Genomic DNA, 17898 nt, shown 5'->3' with positions numbered 1-17898 from the left:
TAATCAGTGAAATAAGACTTAAAAATGTGTTTATACAGCCTTTGAAAATTAAGCTTAACTTTTTTGGTTTGTTCGTTATGCTTATGTAATATGCGTTACTTTGAATAATGCAAGTATTATTTCTAAAAATCTTTCCCTGTACTATTGACACCTTTTCAACGGTTATTAACAGGGATGTGAACGGAAAGAATTATCTTTGCACAGTGTGAATTGGCACATAGTACACAGATTGATGCAAAGTATATGATTATGAATAGAAAACTGAAGATAACCGAACTGAATCGTATTAGTACAGAGGAGTTTAAAGAAGCGGAAAAGTTGCCGTTGATAGTTGTGTTGGATAATATTCGCAGTTTGCATAATATAGGTTCCGTATTCCGTACTTCGGACGCTTTTCGCATCGAATGTATCTATCTGTGTGGAATTACGGCTACTCCACCCCATCCCGAAATGCACAAAACGGCTTTGGGAGCCGAATTTACGGTTGACTGGAAGTATGTTAATAACGCTGTTGAAGCTGTTGATAACCTCAGGAATGATGGATATACGGTCTATTCCGTGGAACAGGCGGAAGGTAGTATCATGCTGAATGAGTTGACTTTAGATAAAAATAAGAAGTATGCCGTAGTAATGGGAAATGAAGTGAAAGGTGTTCAACAGGAAGTTATAGACCATTCTCACGGCTGTATTGAAATTCCGCAATACGGTACGAAGCACTCTCTGAATGTATCGGTTACGGCAGGTATTGTTATTTGGGATTTATTCAATAAATTGAAATAAGTGTCGTCATATACTATCTGTTATCAACATACTATGAACCGGATTTAAAGTTGTCCGTTTTCCACCATTAGAATGACTCTTTCGGTAAGTGCATCTTCTCCGGAAGGGTCGTATTGTTTTTTCAGACTGGCGCCGAACAATGCGGCGAAAGTTTGATAGAATCCGGCTTTGAAAGGTCCCATAAACGCTTTGACCAGTTCATAGGAAGTTGAATTGGTCTGCCTGTCCACTAACTTTATCAACAGCTTTCCCTGAGCAAAAGAAAGTTTTTTCATGCGGGGAGTATATTGTTCTTTCAATCCTTTCTCCACAGCTTTCAAATGCTTTTGCCGTTCTTTTTCGGTAGGGATGGTTTGCAGATATTCGTAAGTTTCAATGATGGCACGGTTGATTTCTTTGGAAATAGGCAATACCTTTTTCACATCACGGATGAGTTTATAGTATTTCGTTATTTCACGCTTGTTTTTGAATTTGAGCGGTTTAAAGATATAAACGGTAGGAAGTTTTACGTATGGAATCGTATCGCCGTTATAAACGCACATAGGAGTGAGGTAGATACTTTTGGACATATCGGTTCGGGGTTGTTGCTGGGCATGGCAAACCAAGCTTCCCGATGAGAGAAACACAATGAGTATTACTATATTAAGCCGTATGTTCATGCCGCAAAAGTACACCATTCTGTGTAATGTTGTTGCATTGCTTCCGTTTTTCCTTGTTCAATTAACTAATTTAAGGTAACTTCGCTGTCCGTAAATTTGGAAATATCCTATTATCAATGACAATAATCAAGGTAGGAGTTTTTATAAGTATGCTGTTGATAACTCCTATGCTTGTAGCTCAGAACACATCTGTTTCTCTGTGGGAAGAAAATCTGGAACAGCTTTCCATGGATGGGGAAGAAAACAATTGGGAAGACGAACTGGAAGAACTTTCCAACCGCTTGCACGAACCGGTTAATATTAATGTCGCCACCAAACGGCAATTGGAAGAATTTCCTTTCCTGACAGAACTCCAAATAGAAAATATCTTGGCATATGTGTATATACACGGACAGATGCAGACTGTTTATGAGTTGCAACTGGTGGAAGCAATGGATAAACGGACTATTGAATTGTTGCTGCCTTTTGTTTGTGTAAAGGTTGTTGAAGACGATTTCCGCTATCCTTCTTTAAAGACGATATTGAAATATGGCAGACAGGAAGTATTGACACGTATGGATGTTCCTTTCTATACCCGTAAAGGATATGAGAAATACTATCAGGGACCTGCCATTTATCATTCTTTGCGTTATAATTTTCGTTATGGAGACTATTTTCAGGCGGGGATAGTGGGAGAGAAGGATGAAGGAGAGCCGTTCTTTGCTTTACAGGATAAAAAAGGGTATGATTACTATTCTTTCTACTGTTTGTTTAAGAACTTGGGTAAATTGAAATCGTTGGCATTGGGCAATTATAAGTTGAGTTTCGGGCAGGGACTGGTACTCAGTACCGATTTTCGGTTGGGGAAGACTTTTTCCATGTCTACATCGGAATACCGTACAGGAGGAATCAGGAGACACGGTTCTACGGATGAATATAATTATTTTCGCGGAGCGGCGGCAACAGTGGAACTTCTTCGTTTTTTGAAACTTTCCGTTTTCTACTCACATCGTTCTATGGACGGGGTGATAAAAGACGGGGAAATCACTTCTGTCTATAAAACCGGACTGCATCGTACGGAAAAAGAAGCGGATAAAATGAATGCTTTTACCATGCAATTGATGGGCGGTAACTTGACTTATGAGAAGAATAAGTTGAAAGTAGGCGTAACAGGCGTTTATTACTTTTTCAATCATCCTTATGAACCGGATTTAAAGAAGTATGCAAAATACAACTTATATGGAAATGATTTTTATAATCTGGGCGTAGACTATAAATACCGTTTGGGAAAACTGGTATGGGTTGGAGAGGGGGCTGTGGGAAAGCAAGGTTATGCTTTGCTGAATCAACTGAAATATATACTATTAACAGGTTATCAACTGCTGTTAATTCATCGTTATTATTCACATGATTACTGGTCTTTCTTCGGTCGTTCATTCGGAGAAGGCAGTACGCCTCAAAATGAGAATGGCTGGTACCTTGCTGCGGAGGCAACTCCACTGGCGCACTGGAAGTTTTTCGCTGCATTGGATATGTTTTCTTTCCCGTATTGGAAATATCGTATCAGCAAACCTTCACAAGGAATAGACGGGATGTTTCAGGTTGTTTATTCTCCTCGCAGGAACTTGACGGCATATCTTAATTATCGCTACAAACGGAAGGAGAGGGATGTTTCGGGAACAGAAGGGAAGATTACATTGCCTGTCTGCCATCATAAGTTGCGGTGCAGGTTTACTTATATGCCGGGCGGTTTTGTGTATCGCACTACGATTGATTATAATCATTTTCGTCAGCAAGACGGTGCAGGCTATAGTTTTAAGGGAAAACAAGGCTGGCAATGTACACAATCCTGTGCTTATACATTTTCCGATTTTCCGTTGGGTGTATCCGTACAAGGCACTTATTTTGATACGGATGATTATGATTCCCGTGTTTATTCTTCTGAAAAGGGATTGCTTTATACATTTTATACCCCTTCTTATTATGGTGAAGGTTTTCGTTATTCCGCCCATGTGCGCTGTGATATGAACAAAACTTTTATGTTTCTCGTTAAGTTCGGGCAAACTGTTTATCGGAATCGTGAGAGTATCGGTTCGGGTAACGACTTGATAGCGGGAAATAAAAAAACGGATTTGCAAATGCAGCTCCGTATCAAGTTTTGAGTGAAAAGTAATAAGTAAAAAGTAATCAGTAAGTGTGCATAATTAGTTTATACTATCTGTCATTCAGAGCGAAGCGAAGAATCTACTCCCTTTTTTCGCATTCATAGAGGAAAGAGATTCTTCGCTTCGCTCTGAATGACAGATAGTATAAACTAATTTTCAACATTTACTTAATTGTATTGTTTTTGGAAGTACCTATATGTTTATTTTCTATATTTGCGGCATTAATTATAAATCATAATCATAAATCATAATCATAAATCATTAATTATAAATCGCTAATCATAAATAAGATGACTGTCATTTATCCGTCTCCCATATTCGGTCCTGTTCATTCCCGCCGTCTGGGAGTATCTTTGGGAATCAATCTGTTACCGGAAGACGGTAAGGTGTGTAGCTTCGATTGTATTTACTGTGAATGTGGATTTAACTCCGATCATCGTCCTAAAAAGCCGTTGCCTACACGTGAGGAAGTGCGTAAGGCATTGGAAGCACGGCTACAGGATATGCAAAAGAACGGTCCTGTTCCCGATGTACTTACCTTTGCCGGAAACGGAGAACCGACTGCACATCCGCATTTTCCCGAAATAATAGAGGATACACTTGCTTTGCGTGATAAATATTTTCCGAAAGCGAAAGTAAGCGTGCTTACCAACTCCACTTTCATTCATCGTCCGGCTGTGTTTGAAGCCTTGAACAAGATAGATAACAATATTCTGAAATTAGACACGGTGGATGAAGCATATATCCGTGAGCTTGACCGTCCGGCAGGCCACTATTCCGTGCGTGAAATAATAGAGGGGATAAAGGCTTTTAAGGGTAATTGCATTATTCAAACCATGTTCTTGAAAGGCGGTTTTAGGGACAAGGATATGGATAATACTTCCGATAAATATGTTTTGCCTTGGTTAGAGGCCGTAAAAGAGATTTCTCCCCGTCAGGTAATGATTTATACTATCGACCGGGAAACACCCGACCATGACTTGCAAAAGGCCACTCATGAGGAATTAGACCGTATTGCAGCATTGGTGAAGGAGGCGGGGATAGCGGTGAGCGTCTCTTATTAAGCAGTTATTTGTTATGCCATAAGTTTAAATTGCAGGTAGCTTCCACCTGTTTTTCAATATTATCGGGCAGAGCGGGGAAGAAATCGATACCTGTAATGCGTTCCACCTCGTCTACACTGTTGACGTAAGCATCCAACGGGTGGTTTCCTGATGTGTTTTTATAAATGAAGCCGATGGCTTTGGGAGGATTACTGTTTGTACAGAGTATAACTTTGAAAAAAGCTTCAGGTACAGTTATTTTGTGCTTTTTGCCAATGGTGCGGTGCTTTTGCCGATAAAGGACAGGACCGCAGACAATGTAGATTTTTCCCTCTTTTTTTGCCCACAGGCGGCAGGCTTCTTCCAGTTCTTTCCAGTCACCTCGGTTCAGGTTGTGGTTTTGGGGGCAGATATTGGTCATGTAGAAACTCTCCTGCATAGCTTTCCAATGCCAACGGTTGTCGCCGGCAGGACACATATGCCCTCTATCCATGCCGGAACGCTTGTAGTCGTCGGTGGTTACAGCTTGGTTCTCAGGCAGGTCGGGGTCGGGCAGGAACTTGTCTGTGCGGCTCTCGCGTTCTATCAATTTCTCGGGAGTTAGTTCCCATGCTACCCAGTTAGGTATCTTTAAATCTTTGTTGTAAGATACTGTGTAGCCTTTTCGATGCAGTATTTGTTCGGGTGTGTGTGTTAGGGGGGCGGGGTAGAGCACATCCTTTACGGCAACAGGAAGGTTAATGTGCAAAGCCTTCGTTATGGGTTCATAACAAATGAAGGCGATGCACATTAATACTATTAAATAGAATAACCCTTTGGACTGCTTCTGTTTTTTTCCTTTTCTTGCCATAATGTATCTTCTGTGGTGAAGGTCTTTATAACAGTTGCTTTGCTTTTTCCAATGCTACATTAATATTGGGACAAATGTTGTCTTTTCCAAGCAATTCATAGAAACCGGATTTCTCAAGGACATTATGTACTTTTTCGTTGACGCCTGACAATACAATTGTGATTTTCTCTTTTTGCGACATCTTACAAAGGCTTTCCAGATTATGAATACCTGTTGAATCGATGAAAGGAACCTTACGCATACGTATGATACGTACTTTGGGGCGGTCGCCAAGTTGCGCCATTACTTCCTCAAACTTTGTTGCGATGCCGAAGAAGTAGGGGCCGTTGATTTCATATACTTCCACACCTTGGGGAATGATTAGATGTTCTTCGCTCGTAGCGATATCCGATTCGGCATTCGGGTCTATCTCGTCTTTGATAACCGATATTTCGGTTGTTTCCATGACGCGGCGCATAAAGAGTACGCAGGCAATGACCAAGCCCACTTCGATAGCGATTGTCAAGTCGAAGATAACCGTCAGAAAGAAAGTTATCAATAATACGGTAACATCCGATTTGGGGTTCTTCATCAATGCCCTGAATACGCGCCAGCCACTCATGTTGTAGGATACGACAACGAGCACACCTGCCAGGCATCCCATCGGAATGTATTGAGCCAGCGGCATAAGCAACAGAAGAATCAAAAGCAGCACTACCGCATGCACTATACCGGCTACGGGCGACTTACCGCCATTATTGATGTTAGCCATTGTACGGGCAATGGCGCCTGTGGCGGGAATACCTCCGAAAAGCGGAGTCGCCATATTGGCAACGCCCTGTGCTATCAATTCGGTATTGGAATCGTGCTTATCGCCGATGACACCGTCGGCTACGGTAGCCGAAAGCAAAGATTCTATGGCTCCCAATACAGCAATCGTAATGGCAACGGGAAACAGGTTCTTTATCGCTTCCCAGTCCAGTGTAGGCATTACAGCATCAGGAAGTTCGGCTTTGATGCTGAAACGGTCGCCAATGGTGTCGATACAGTCGATGCCGCCGTACATCTTCATCAGATAAACGGCTACGGTCACTACGATAATGGCAATGAGCGAGCCGGGAATCTTCTTGGAGAATTTCGGAGTAATGGCAATGATAAAGATGCTGGCAATGCTGACAACCGTATTCCACCAGTTGACAGTATCGAAGTGGCGGAAGTAAATAATCCATTTGCCCACGAAGTCGCCCGGAACTTTTTCTCCGCCGAAGTTCAGTCCGAATATGTCTGCAATCTGAGTGGTAAAGATAGTAACGGCGATACCGCTCGTGAAGCCTACGATAATGGGATAGGGGATAAACTTGATGACCGCTCCCAGCTTGAATACTCCCAGAAGAATGAGGATAACGCCCGCCATTAATGTGGCTACAATCAGTCCCGCTTCTCCATATTGTTGGATAATGCCGTAAATAATAACGATGAACGCACCGGTAGGTCCGCCAATCTGGACTTTGCTACCTCCTAACAGGGAGATGATAAACCCGGCAATGATAGCCGTGATGATACCTTTCTCAGGCGATACGCCTGATGCAATACCGAACGCAATGGCAAGCGGCAAGGCAACGATACCTACAATGATACCGGCCATAAGGTCTGCCATGAAGAGTTCTTTTGAGTAATTTTTTAAAGCCGTGTACAGTTTTGGCTTGAATTCGAACGCTTTCATTTTTTATTTTAGAAGTTTTGTTTTACTTGCTTTTTAGGCACGGATTACACGGATTTCACGGAAAAAGGAATAAAGAAAATCCATACTTTCCGTGTAATCCGTGCCTAAAAATCCTCCTCTTTTTGAAAAGAGATTGCAAAATTAAGTAAAATAAAGCAAATAGCTATAACTATTCCATTTGTTTTTTGTTGATTTTGTCTATGAGGTGATAGATAAATCCGATGAGATAAAATACCGTTTTATTAAACTAAATGACTATTTTTGTGCTATCAAAAAAGGAAATACCAACAATCTATACGTAATTACATTAACTAATAAAAAAGAAACTATGAGCAAGAGTATCAAAGGAACTCAGACAGAAAAGAATCTGTTGACTTCATTCGCCGGTGAATCACAAGCAAGAATGCGTTACACTTATTTTGCAAGCGCAGCAAAAAAGGAAGGTTACGAACAAATTTCAGCTATCTTTACCGAAACAGCTGATCAGGAAAAAGAACATGCAAAACGTATGTTTAAGTTCTTGGAAGGCGGAATGGTAGAAATTACCGCTTCTTATCCGGCAGGCGTCATCGGTACTACATTGGAGAATTTGCAGGCTGCCGCTGCAGGCGAGCACGAAGAATGGTCATTGGACTATCCTCACTTTGCCGATGTTGCCGAACAAGAAGGTTTCCCTGCAATTGCCGCTATGTATCGCAATATTGCCATCGCCGAGAAAGGACACGAAGAACGTTACCGCGCTTTCGTGCAGAACATTGAAAACGCCGCTGTTTTCGCTAAAGAAGGTGAAGTAGTATGGCAATGCCGCAACTGCGGTTTCATTTATACCGGCAAGGAGGCTCCTCAAGTATGTCCCGCTTGTTTACATCCGCAGGCTTACTTCGAGGTGAAGAAAGAAAATTGGTAAAACGACCTTTACTGTATAAAACAAGGAGAGTGTGTCAAAACGGATGATAGTTTAACTTCGTTTTGATACACTCTCTTATTTTTAACAGTTGTGCCACCAAGCTGGCACAACTTTGCCACTTTGATGGCATAAGTGTGCCAATACGGTGACAAAGGTGTGCCAACTTGGTGGCACAAATTAAGATTATCGGTTTATTTCTTTTCTGCGTGCGGATAGTCTATCGTATAGTGCAGACCGCGGCTTTCCTTGCGTTCCATAGCTTGGCGGGTAATCAGATAGCCTACATTAATCATATTGCGCAGTTCGCAAAGTTCACGGGTTGCCTTGCTGCTCTTGAACAGCTTTTCCGTCTCCTCATAAAGAATATCCAATCGGTTCCATGCGCGGGTGAGGCGGGTGTTGCTGCGGACGATACCTACATAAGATTCCATAATCTGGTTCACCTCCTTCATGCTTTGCGTAATCAGCACACGCTCTTCGTTGGAGATAGTTCCTTCATCGTTCCATTCGGGAATATCCTCATTGAAGTCATAGCGTTCCAATACGCTCAGTGCGTGCTTGGCGGCTGCGTCGGCATAGACCACCGCTTCAATCAGTGAGTTGGAAGCCAAACGGTTTCCGCCGTGAAGACCGGTGCACGAACATTCGCCGATGGCATACAGGCGGCGGATGCTGGATTGTCCGTCCAAATCTACCTTGATGCCGCCGCAAAGGTAGTGTGCGGCAGGTGCTACGGGGATGTAGTCTTTGGTAATATCAATGCCGATGCTGAGGCATTTCTTATAGATATTCGGGAAGTGCTTCTTGGTTTCTTCGGGATTTTTGTGGGTAACGTCCAGATAGACGTGCTCGTCGCCGCGCTGTTTCATTTCGTTGTCAATGGCACGCGCCACGATGTCGCGCGGGGCAAGTGAAAGGCGCGGGTCATACTTCTGCATGAATTCCTTTCCGTCCATGGTACGGAGCACGCCGCCGTATCCGCGCATGGCTTCCGTTATCAGGAAACAAGGGCGGTCGCCCGGATGATAGAGGGCGGTGGGGTGGAATTGGATGAATTCCATATCCTTTACGGCGCCTTTGGCACGGTAGACCATGGCAATGCCGTCGCCTGTGGCAACCAACGGGTTGGTAGTGTTACGATATACGGCTTCGCAACCGCCGGTTGCCATAATGGTCATTTTGGAAAGGAATGTATCCACTTCTCCGGTATTCTCGTTCAGCACGTAAGCGCCATAGCATTTGATGCCCGGAGTATAGCGGGTTACGATAATGCCCAAATGGTGCTGGGTGATGATTTCCACTGCGAAGAAGTTGGTGAATACGGTGATGTTGGGATGTTGCTTTACGGCTTCAATCAGGCTGTCTTGTATTTCCGCGCCGGTATTGTCCTTGTGGTGCAGGATACGGAATTCCGAGTGTCCGCCTTCTTTGTGCAGGTCGAATTCTCCGCTATCTTTTTTGTCGAAGTTCACTCCCCATTTAATAAGCTCATTGATTTGTTCGGGGGCGTTGCGCACCACTTTTTCCACAGCTTCACGGTCGCTTATCCAGTCTCCGGCAATCATGGTGTCTTCGATGTGCTTATCGAAATTATCTACTGCCAAGTTGGTGACGGAAGCGATGCCGCCTTGTGCAAAATAAGTGTTTGCCTCTTCCAGACCGGCTTTGCAGATGAGGGCTACTGTTCCTTTATGCGCCACCTTAAGCGCAAAACTCATACCGGCAATTCCGGAGCCGATAACGAGGAAATCGAACTTTCTTACCATAGTTATGTGTATTTAGCACTGCAAAACTACAAAATAAGTACGTTCCTTGTCTCCCTTGCAAGCATTAATTCATAAAAATACCTACCTTAGCGGCAAAAACCGGATAAAATGAATCGAATTTTTCATGCACGTATCGCTGCCGGACAGTATTTGTTTATCCTCTTGGCAGGTGCAATGGCTGTTTACGGTCTTTGGGAGAAGCACATTCTTGTTGCTGTTCTGTTTATGCTTTTGTTGGTTGTCAGCATCGAGAAGTTGATTCATACTACCTATACCGTTACTGCCGATAATAAGCTGTTGTTGTTCTTCGGCCGCTTTTCGCGGGGGCAGGAGATTCTGTTGAAGGATATTACATCGGTAGAACGTACTTCTTCCATGCGGATAGGCAGATTTGCCGTTATGCGCTATGTACTGATAAGGTATGGAGAGGGCAAGTGCGTAGCGCTTCTTCCCGTTAAAGAGGAGGAGTTTATCCGGCTGTTGGAAGAACGTATATCATCTGCTGGTGATAATTAAGTGGGTTATCATGCCTTTTTTCTGAATTTCTTGTTGTATCTTGCATGCAGAAATCTATAAATGCAAGAACTATGAAATATCAAGTTGCCATTATCGGTGGAGGTCCTGCGGGATATACGGCTGCGGAAACAGCCGGAAAAGCCGGTCTGAGCGTTGTGCTTTTCGAGAAACAAAGCCTTGGCGGAGTGTGCCTGAATGAAGGGTGTATTCCTACCAAGACTTTATTGTATTCGGCAAAAACATATGATAGTGCGCGCCACGCATCCAAATATGCGGTCAATGTGGCGGAGGTATCATTCGACTTGTCCAAAATTATAGCCCGCAAACAGAAAGTAGTGCGAAAGCTGGTGTTGGGAGTCAAAGGAAAGCTGACTGCCAATAATGTGACTATTGTGAATGGAGAGGCTTCAATCATAGATAAGAATCATATTCTGTGTGGCGACGAAACGTATGAATGTGACAATTTATTGCTTTGCACAGGGTCGGAAACATTTATTCCGCCTATTCCCGGAGTAGATGCGGTGCCTTATTGGACGCATCGTGACGCATTGGATAATAAAGAACTTCCCGAATCGCTGGCTGTCATCGGCGGCGGGGTAATCGGTATGGAGTTCGCCTCATTCTTCAATAGTCTGGGGGTAGAGGTCACTGTCATTGAGATGCTGGATGAAATATTGGGCGGAATGGACAAGGAACTGTCTGCCATGCTGCGTGCGGAATATGCCAAGCGCGGTATTAAATTCATGCTGGGTACGAAGGTAGTGTCACTGAACGAAAGTCTGTCGGAGGAACGGCAGGCGCAGGTAGAAGTGAGTTATGAGAATGCCGAGGGTGCAGGTTCTGTAACCGCAGATAAATTATTGATGAGTGTGGGACGCCGCCCTGTAATGAAAGGCTTCGGACTGGAGAATCTGAATCCGGAAAAAACGGAACGCGGCAGCATACGGGTTGACGGACAGATGCGGACTTCCGTTCCGGGTGTGTATGCGTGCGGAGACTTGACCGGATTTTCTTTATTGGCCCATACTGCCGTACGCGAGGCGGAAGTGGCGGTACATACTATATTGGGCGAGAAAGACTGTATGAGTTACAAGGCTATCCCCGGCGTGGTATATACCAATCCGGAGATTGCGGGTGTGGGAGATACGGAAGAGTCTTTACAAAAAAAAGGCGTTTCCTATCGTACGGTGAAGTTGCCTATGGCTTATTCCGGTCGTTTTGTAGCGGAGAATGAAGGTGTCAACGGTATGTGTAAGTTGCTGTTGGCAGAAGACGATACTGTTTTGGGAGCACATTTGCTGGGCAATCCGGCTTCGGAGATTGTCACGTTGGCAGGTATGGCTGTCGAACTTGGATTGACGGCGGCAGAATGGAAGAGGATTGTATTTCCGCATCCTACGGTGGGTGAAATCTTTAAGGAAGCTCTTTAACTAAATACGCTCTGAATGACAGATAGTATAAACTAATTATGCACATTTACTTATTCACTTAAATGAAATACACTATATCATGAAAATCGTAAAGTTGATGACTTGCGATTCTGCAACTCAAGCCCATATTATTCAGGGAGCGTTGCAGAACGAAGGAATTGATTCTATGTTACGGAATGAGAATATGTCCACACTGCTGGCGGGATTGCAGGTAAGTAATCTGACAGGTGTAGACATACTGGTGAACGAAGAAAACTATGAAGCGGCAATCAATCTGTTGGAACAAAACCAGATGATTCCCGAACAATTGAGGTACTGTCCTTTCTGCGGCTCTTCCGACATTAAATTTGTCCTTAGAAAAGGACATCGGCTAAGAGCTGTTGCGGCAGCTGTCGCCTCTTTGCTGGCGGGTGCTGCTCCGGGTACTAACCATTGGGAGTATGTTTGTAATCAATGTAAAGGAAGATTTGAGAAGCCGGTTGCTAAAAAGCATCAGGTAATAGTTGAATCTAAATGATAGCTTGTGAGAAGATGAGAAAATGCAGCTTGTTACCGATTGTGTTCATTTTGACACTGATTCCTTGTATATTGTCTGCACAGGGAGTATCGACAGAAATAAACTCCCTTTCTTCGCAACTGGATACACTGATAAAATATAAACTGCCCGAAGGTTCCAATGTATCTGTTTCGGTGTACGATTTGAGCGCTAATGAAACGCTGTATGCTTATCAGGCTGACAAACTTTCCCGTCCGGCTTCTACAATGAAGTTACTGACTACGATTACGGCGCTTGCACGCCCTGAGGCAAACGAGCCTTTTTGTACGGAGGTTTGGTATAAGGGAGTGATTGAACGTGATACGCTGAAAGGAGATATATACGTTGTCGGAGGTTTTGATCCGGAGTTTGATGATGAAGCGTTGGACTCTTTGGTCAGTAGGGTGGCGCGTCTGCCTTTTTCTGTGCTTCAGGGCAAGATATATGGCGATGTTTCCATGAAAGACTCTTTGTATTGGGGAAGCGGCTGGTTATGGGATGATACGCCTCATTCCTTTCAGCCATATTTGTCGCCGCTGATGCTCGGCAAGGGAGCGGTTACGGTAACAGCTTTTCCCGGCGTACAGGGAGATACGGCACGCTTGGAATGTACTCCCGCTTCGTCTTATTATACACTGGCCAATACAACGAAAACCCGTACTCCCTCTGCCGGGCGTTTCCGTGTATCCCGCAACTGGCTGGAGAACGGCAATGACATAACGGTATCGGGTAATGTGGACGGGAAGCGTACCGGTACGGTGAATATCTATTCTTCACAGGACTTTTTTATGCATACGTTCTTGGAACGTTTGCAGGCAAAAGGCATCCGTTGTCTGTCCGATTATTCTTTCAATGAATTTCAAAAAGACAGTATTTCTGTGCGAATGGCATCTTATAATACTTCCGTGCAGGCAGTAGTCAATCAAATTATGAAAGAGAGCGACAACTTGAATGCCGAGGCTATGCTGTGCCGTTTAGGTGCACAGTCCACGGGCAACAGGCATATCTCTGCCGAAGACGGACTTTCGGCTATCCGCCGGTTGATAAAAAAACTGGGTCATGCTCCCGACCGCTATAATCTGGCAGACGGTTGCGGGCTTTCCAACTATAATTATATCTCATCGGAACTTTTAGTAGCTTTCTTGAAGTTTGCTTATTCGCGTACGGATGTGTTCCAAAAACTATATAAGGCATTGCCCATCGGCGGAGTGGACGGAACACTGAAAAACCGTATGAGGAAAGGAACACCTTCTTATAAGAATGTACATGCCAAAACCGGTTCCTTTACCGCTATAAATTGTTTGGCAGGTTATCTGACGGCAAGCAACGGACATCAGATTGCTTTTGCCATTATGAATCAGAATGTGCTTTCCGGCAGGGAGGCACGTAAATTCCAAGATACTGTCTGTGATATACTTATCCGATGAATTTTCGGTTGGTATGAATTGATAAGAGGTATACACCAAAACTTACTTGCTGATTTTTTCAGGCACGGATTACGCGGATTTCACGGATTAAAAATACAGCATTAAATTAAAAAATCCGTGAAATCCGCGTAATCCGTGCCTAAAAAATCTTTTTGATTGAAGGGATTGCCTTTATTTGTACTGTGCCCAGTCAATATTCTTCATATCCCCGCTTTTCGCCAGTTCGGCGTGCATAGCCAAAGCGGCACGCATGGCATGAGGAGTCTGAGCCTTGCCGTCGGTCAGTTTCAGATAATCCCATAGGATATTCTTGTAGTCCGGATGAACACAGTTCTCAATGATGGCTTGGGCACGTTCTTTCGGGCTCTTGCCGCGCAGGTCGGCAACACCTTGTTCGGTAACGATGATGTTGACATCATGCTCGCTGTGGTCCACATGGGAAACCATAGGTACGATAGCGCTGATTTTGCCTTCTTTGGCAACAGACGGGCAAGTAAAGATAGAGATATAAGCGTTGCGCGTAAAGTCGCCCGAACCGCCGATACCGTTCATCATCTTCGTACCGCCGATATGGGTGGAGTTTACGTTTCCGTAGAGGTCGGCTTCGATGGCAGTGTTGATAGAGATGATACCTAAACGGCGCACCACCTCGGGGCTGTTGGAAATTTCCGACGGACGGAGAACCAGCTTGTCGCGGAAGAAGTCCATATCCTCGTATATGCCGTTCAGACAGTCGTTGGTTACGGTCAGTGAACAAGCGCTGCCAAACTTCACGCGGCCTTCGCGAATCAGTCCGATAACGGAGTTCTGGATAACCTCTGTGTACATTTCGAATGCCGGAATTGTTTTGTCACGTCCTAAAGCGCCTAACACTGCGTTGGCGATGTTTCCTACGCCCGACTGCAACGGCAGGAAGGTAGAAGGAATAATACCGCGCTTCATGTCTGCGGCAAGGAAGTCGGCTACGTTCTGTCCGATTTTGTCAGTCAGCGGGTCGGCGGCGGCAAATGAGCGGGCTTCATCCGGCCAGTTGGTTTCTACGACACCTACAATCTTCTTCGGGTCTACCTGAATGTAAGGCTGTCCGATACGGTCGCTCGGTTTGAAGATAGGTATTTCGCGACGGTAGGGCGGGTCAAGCGGTTCGTAAACGTCGTGCAGACCCATAGCGTTTTTGCTGTGTGCGGCATTCAGTTCGATAATAATCCGGTCGGCAAGGCGGCAGATAGTAGGAGCGATACCGCCGGCAGCGGTCAGATAGATTTTACCGTCGGGAGTCACCTCACAGGCTTCGATGATGGCTACATTTACTTTTCCCATAAAGCCGTAGCGTACTTCTTGCGCCATTTGCGACAAATGGATGTCGTTGTAGGCAATCTCGCCATTGTTTACCGCTTTACGGAAATCGGGGTTGGTTGTGTAAGGAGCACGGTAGCGGATAGCTTTGACGCGTGAAAGGATACCGTCGCAGGAGTCGCCGGTTGAGGCTCCTGTAAAAATGCCTATCTGGAAAGGATTTCCTTTGGCATGTTCCGCTTCTGCGATTTTTGCCAGTTCAGCCGTAACGGCTTTGGCTGTTCCTGCGGGAGTAAATCCGCTCAAGCCGATATTGTAGCCATGTTTAATCAGGCTCGCAGCTTCTGCTGCTGAAATGTAATTAAATGCCATAATGTATAGTTATTTTTTTCGTGTAAGGAATCAATTCAACTTTCAATTGCATTAATACTTTCGTTGTAATATCTCTCCCCAGATAATAGCCTTGCGTGCTTCTTCCGCCGAGTGTATTTCAAATTCGGATGAGGCGTCGGCCGGTTCGGGAAGTGTATTGTCGGTGTTCTGATGAATGAAAGACTGTTTTGGGGCAGGTTTCTGCTGTTTTTCTGTTTTCTTTCGTGTTGCAATAGCTTCAGGCTTGGGCCCTTCCGGTATATATCCGCCGTAAGTTCCGTCGTTCCAACTTTCAGGAAGGGGATTCTCTTCATCGGGCACAGGCATGGCAGGACTGTTGCCAGCTTTCTTTTTCGCTCCTTTTTTTGCTTGGCTGACAAAACTTATAACAATAACGCCCACAACTAACAGAAATTTGAAGATGTCTTCCATAAGCCTTTCTTTATTTTTTCATCGCCAAAGGTAATTATTTAATCTGATTGTAACCAACAAATTGGCATTAAAAAAGGGCAGCTTCACAGCTCCCCTTATTTTTTTAACCTAAACCTTAACTATGAAAAAATCTAATGTTTCTTTCATTCCACAAAATTGGAAATTTATTTCAACAATGCCAAATTAACACTCGGAAAATGTTTAGTCGCTTAACATAAATTAGTAGAAACGTGTCGAGAATCAGTAGAAACATATCGAGTAGAGAGAGCTTATGTATGATTTTTCCGTAGTTTCACCACTTTATTGGGAGTGAAGATGTATCTTTGCACTCTGTCATTCAGAGCGTAGCGAAGAATCCCTTCCCTCTGACTACATAAAGGGAGCAGATTCTTCGCTACGCTCTGAATGACAAGATGTAAATAATGTAACTTGATTTTAAACAAACTGATTATGGAAAATGTGACGGGAGCAGACTTTAAATCTGCAACTGCTGATGAAAACAAAAAGTTGTTCATCGAAACCTATGGCTGCCAGATGAATGTGGCAGATAGTGAAGTGATAGCCTCTGTGATGCAGATGGCGGGATATTCGGTGGCCGAAACGCTGGAAGAAGCGGATGCGGTGTTCATGAATACCTGTTCTATCCGTGATAATGCCGAACAAAAGATTTTAAACCGTCTGGAGTTTTTCCATTCGCTTAAGAAGAAGAAAAAGAATCTGATTGTCGGTGTGTTGGGGTGTATGGCAGAGCGTGTCAAGGATGACCTGATTACGAATCATCATGTCGACTTGGTGGTAGGTCCGGATGCTTATCTCACTTTGCCCGATTTGATAGCTGCCGTGGAGGCCGGAGAGAAAGCTATTAACGTGGAGCTGTCCACAACGGAAACTTATCGTGATGTGATACCTTCGCGCATTTGCGGAAATCACATTTCGGGTTTTGTTTCCATTATGCGGGGCTGCAATAATTTTTGTACTTATTGCATCGTTCCTTATACCCGCGGACGGGAGCGTAGCCGGGATGTGGAAAGCATTTTGAATGAAGTTGCCGATTTGGTGGCTAAGGGTTATAAGGAAGTGACCCTGTTGGGGCAGAACGTCAACTCCTATCGTTTTGAGAAAGAGGATGGAGAAGTGATAACTTTCCCTATGCTGCTACGTATTGTAGCCGAGTCGGCTCCGGGTGTCCGTGTCCGTTTCACCACCTCTCATCCCAAAGATATGAGCGATGAAACCCTGCAAGTCATTGCGGAAGTTCCCAATGTATGTAAGCATATACACTTGCCTGTACAGAGCGGAAGCAGCCGTATCTTGAAGTTGATGAACCGTAAATATACTCGCGAATGGTATTTGGAGCGTGTAGACGCTATTCGCCGCATCATTCCGGATTGTGGCTTGTCTACGGATATTTTCTCCGGTTTCCATTCGGAAACGGAGGAGGACCACCAACTTTCCCTCTCCTTGATGGAAGCGTGTGGTTATGATGCCGCCTTTATGTTTAAGTATTCCGAACGTCCGGGTACGTATGCCAGCAAACATTTGCCGGATGATGTACCTGAGGAAGTGAAGATTCGCCGTTTGAATGAGATTATCGCTTTACAAAACCGTCTTTCTGCAGAGGCCAATGCACGTTGTGTAGGAAAAACTTATGAAGTGTTGGTAGAAGGTGTTTCCAAACGCTCACGCGACCAGCTTTTCGGACGCACCGAGCAGAACCGTGTAGTTGTCTTTGACCGGGGAACGCACCGGATAGGTGATTTTGTGACGGTTAAGATTACAGAAAGCAGTTCGGCAACACTAAAAGGAGAGGAAATTTGATTCTGCGGAAAGCAGTAAGATTTTGCGGAAACTTTACCGGTAAAGTTTCCGCAAGTGATATAATATATAATCTTACTTCGTAAGAATCACTTTTAATAAAATCTCTTGAGTTAACTCTTGAAACGCCATGATTTTTGATAGTTAATGCCTGAGTTTTGTTTTTGAAACACTCGGTGTTTACTTCTGAAACGCGTGGCGTTAATTTGAAATACGAACGAGTT

At 44.3% G+C, this 17898-nt stretch carries 15 protein-coding genes; 9 read left to right on the top strand and 6 right to left on the bottom strand.

The window, feature by feature from the left end:
- The first annotated feature begins 249 nt into the window (after nt 1–249).
- Nucleotides 250–780 (top strand): RNA methyltransferase, encoded by a 531-nt coding sequence (locus KG118_RS04100; RefSeq protein WP_117710596.1) that lies wholly within the window; start codon nt 250–252, stop codon nt 778–780.
- Between the two features lie 44 nt (nt 781–824).
- On the opposite strand, the gene KG118_RS04095 is transcribed toward KG118_RS04100, so the two are convergent.
- On the bottom strand, nt 825–1457 hold the full coding sequence (locus KG118_RS04095) for a DUF4294 domain-containing protein (protein ID WP_117710497.1): 633 nt from the start codon (nt 1455–1457) through the stop codon (nt 825–827).
- Between the two features lie 98 nt (nt 1458–1555).
- Between KG118_RS04095 and KG118_RS04090 the strand changes: the two genes are divergently transcribed.
- Both KG118_RS04090 and KG118_RS04085 read left to right on the top strand, forming a co-directional pair.
- Nucleotides 1556–3580 carry a helix-hairpin-helix domain-containing protein gene (locus KG118_RS04090; RefSeq protein WP_117710496.1) on the top strand — a complete coding sequence of 675 codons (2025 nt, stop codon included), beginning with the start codon at nt 1556–1558 and terminating at the stop codon, nt 3578–3580.
- A 293-nt stretch (nt 3581–3873) separates the two neighbouring features.
- Nucleotides 3874–4647: a radical SAM protein gene (locus KG118_RS04085; protein ID WP_117710495.1), complete on the top strand. Its 774-nt coding sequence runs from the start codon at nt 3874–3876 to the stop codon at nt 4645–4647.
- Nucleotides 4648–4651: 4 nt separating this feature from the next.
- On the opposite strand, the gene KG118_RS04080 is transcribed toward KG118_RS04085, so the two are convergent.
- Both KG118_RS04080 and KG118_RS04075 read right to left on the bottom strand, forming a co-directional pair.
- The gene (locus KG118_RS04080) at nt 4652–5476 is read right to left on the bottom strand and encodes a DNA/RNA non-specific endonuclease (RefSeq protein WP_117710494.1); all 825 of its coding nucleotides are present in this window, start codon (nt 5474–5476) and stop codon (nt 4652–4654) included.
- A 25-nt stretch (nt 5477–5501) separates the two neighbouring features.
- Nucleotides 5502–7178, bottom strand: coding sequence for a SulP family inorganic anion transporter (locus KG118_RS04075; protein WP_117710493.1), 1677 nt, complete (start codon nt 7176–7178; stop codon nt 5502–5504).
- Between the two features lie 328 nt (nt 7179–7506).
- Here KG118_RS04075 and rbr point away from each other — a divergent pair, with 328 nt between their 5' ends.
- On the top strand, nt 7507–8085 hold the full coding sequence (rbr, locus tag KG118_RS04070) for a rubrerythrin (RefSeq protein WP_117710595.1): 579 nt from the start codon (nt 7507–7509) through the stop codon (nt 8083–8085).
- 191 nt (nt 8086–8276) lie between these two features.
- On the opposite strand, the gene nadB is transcribed toward rbr, so the two are convergent.
- Nucleotides 8277–9851 carry an L-aspartate oxidase gene (nadB, locus tag KG118_RS04065; RefSeq protein ID WP_117710492.1) on the bottom strand — a complete coding sequence of 525 codons (1575 nt, stop codon included), beginning with the start codon at nt 9849–9851 and terminating at the stop codon, nt 8277–8279.
- 108 nt (nt 9852–9959) lie between these two features.
- On the opposite strand from nadB, the gene KG118_RS04060 reads away from it, so the two are divergent.
- The 4 genes from KG118_RS04060 to dacB all read left to right on the top strand — a co-directional run bounded on the left by KG118_RS04060 (nt 9960) and on the right by dacB (nt 13759).
- Nucleotides 9960–10367, top strand: coding sequence for a PH domain-containing protein (locus KG118_RS04060; protein ID WP_117710491.1), 408 nt, complete (start codon nt 9960–9962; stop codon nt 10365–10367).
- A gap of 71 nt (nt 10368–10438) precedes the next feature.
- Nucleotides 10439–11797, top strand: a complete 1359-nt coding sequence (gene lpdA, locus KG118_RS04055; RefSeq protein ID WP_213388356.1) for a dihydrolipoyl dehydrogenase — start codon at nt 10439–10441, stop codon at nt 11795–11797.
- 79 nt (nt 11798–11876) lie between these two features.
- A complete protein-coding gene (locus KG118_RS04050) occupies nt 11877–12314 on the top strand; it encodes a putative signal transducing protein (protein WP_117710490.1) in 438 nt (145 codons plus the stop codon).
- Entirely contained in the window at nt 12311–13759 is a 1449-nt protein-coding gene (dacB, locus tag KG118_RS04045; protein WP_117710489.1) for a D-alanyl-D-alanine carboxypeptidase/D-alanyl-D-alanine endopeptidase, read from the top strand. Before KG118_RS04050 ends, dacB begins: the two co-directional genes overlap by 4 nt.
- A 171-nt stretch (nt 13760–13930) precedes the next feature.
- On the opposite strand, the gene KG118_RS04040 is transcribed toward dacB, so the two are convergent.
- Both KG118_RS04040 and KG118_RS04035 read right to left on the bottom strand, forming a co-directional pair.
- On the bottom strand, nt 13931–15427 hold the full coding sequence (locus KG118_RS04040) for an acetyl-CoA hydrolase/transferase family protein (RefSeq protein WP_117710488.1): 1497 nt from the start codon (nt 15425–15427) through the stop codon (nt 13931–13933).
- A 51-nt stretch (nt 15428–15478) separates the two neighbouring features.
- Nucleotides 15479–15859, bottom strand: a complete 381-nt coding sequence (locus tag KG118_RS04035) for a hypothetical protein (protein WP_117710487.1) — start codon at nt 15857–15859, stop codon at nt 15479–15481.
- Between the two features lie 450 nt (nt 15860–16309).
- Between KG118_RS04035 and miaB the strand changes: the two genes are divergently transcribed.
- Nucleotides 16310–17677, top strand: coding sequence for a tRNA (N6-isopentenyl adenosine(37)-C2)-methylthiotransferase MiaB (gene miaB / locus KG118_RS04030; RefSeq protein WP_117710486.1), 1368 nt, complete (start codon nt 16310–16312; stop codon nt 17675–17677).
- Nucleotides 17678–17898: the final 221 nt, after the last annotated feature.

The organism is Bacteroides propionicigenes, from assembly GCF_018390535.1.
Classification (GTDB): domain Bacteria; phylum Bacteroidota; class Bacteroidia; order Bacteroidales; family Bacteroidaceae; genus Bacteroides; species Bacteroides propionicigenes.
This window is presented reverse-complemented; position numbering and strand designations above follow the sequence as displayed.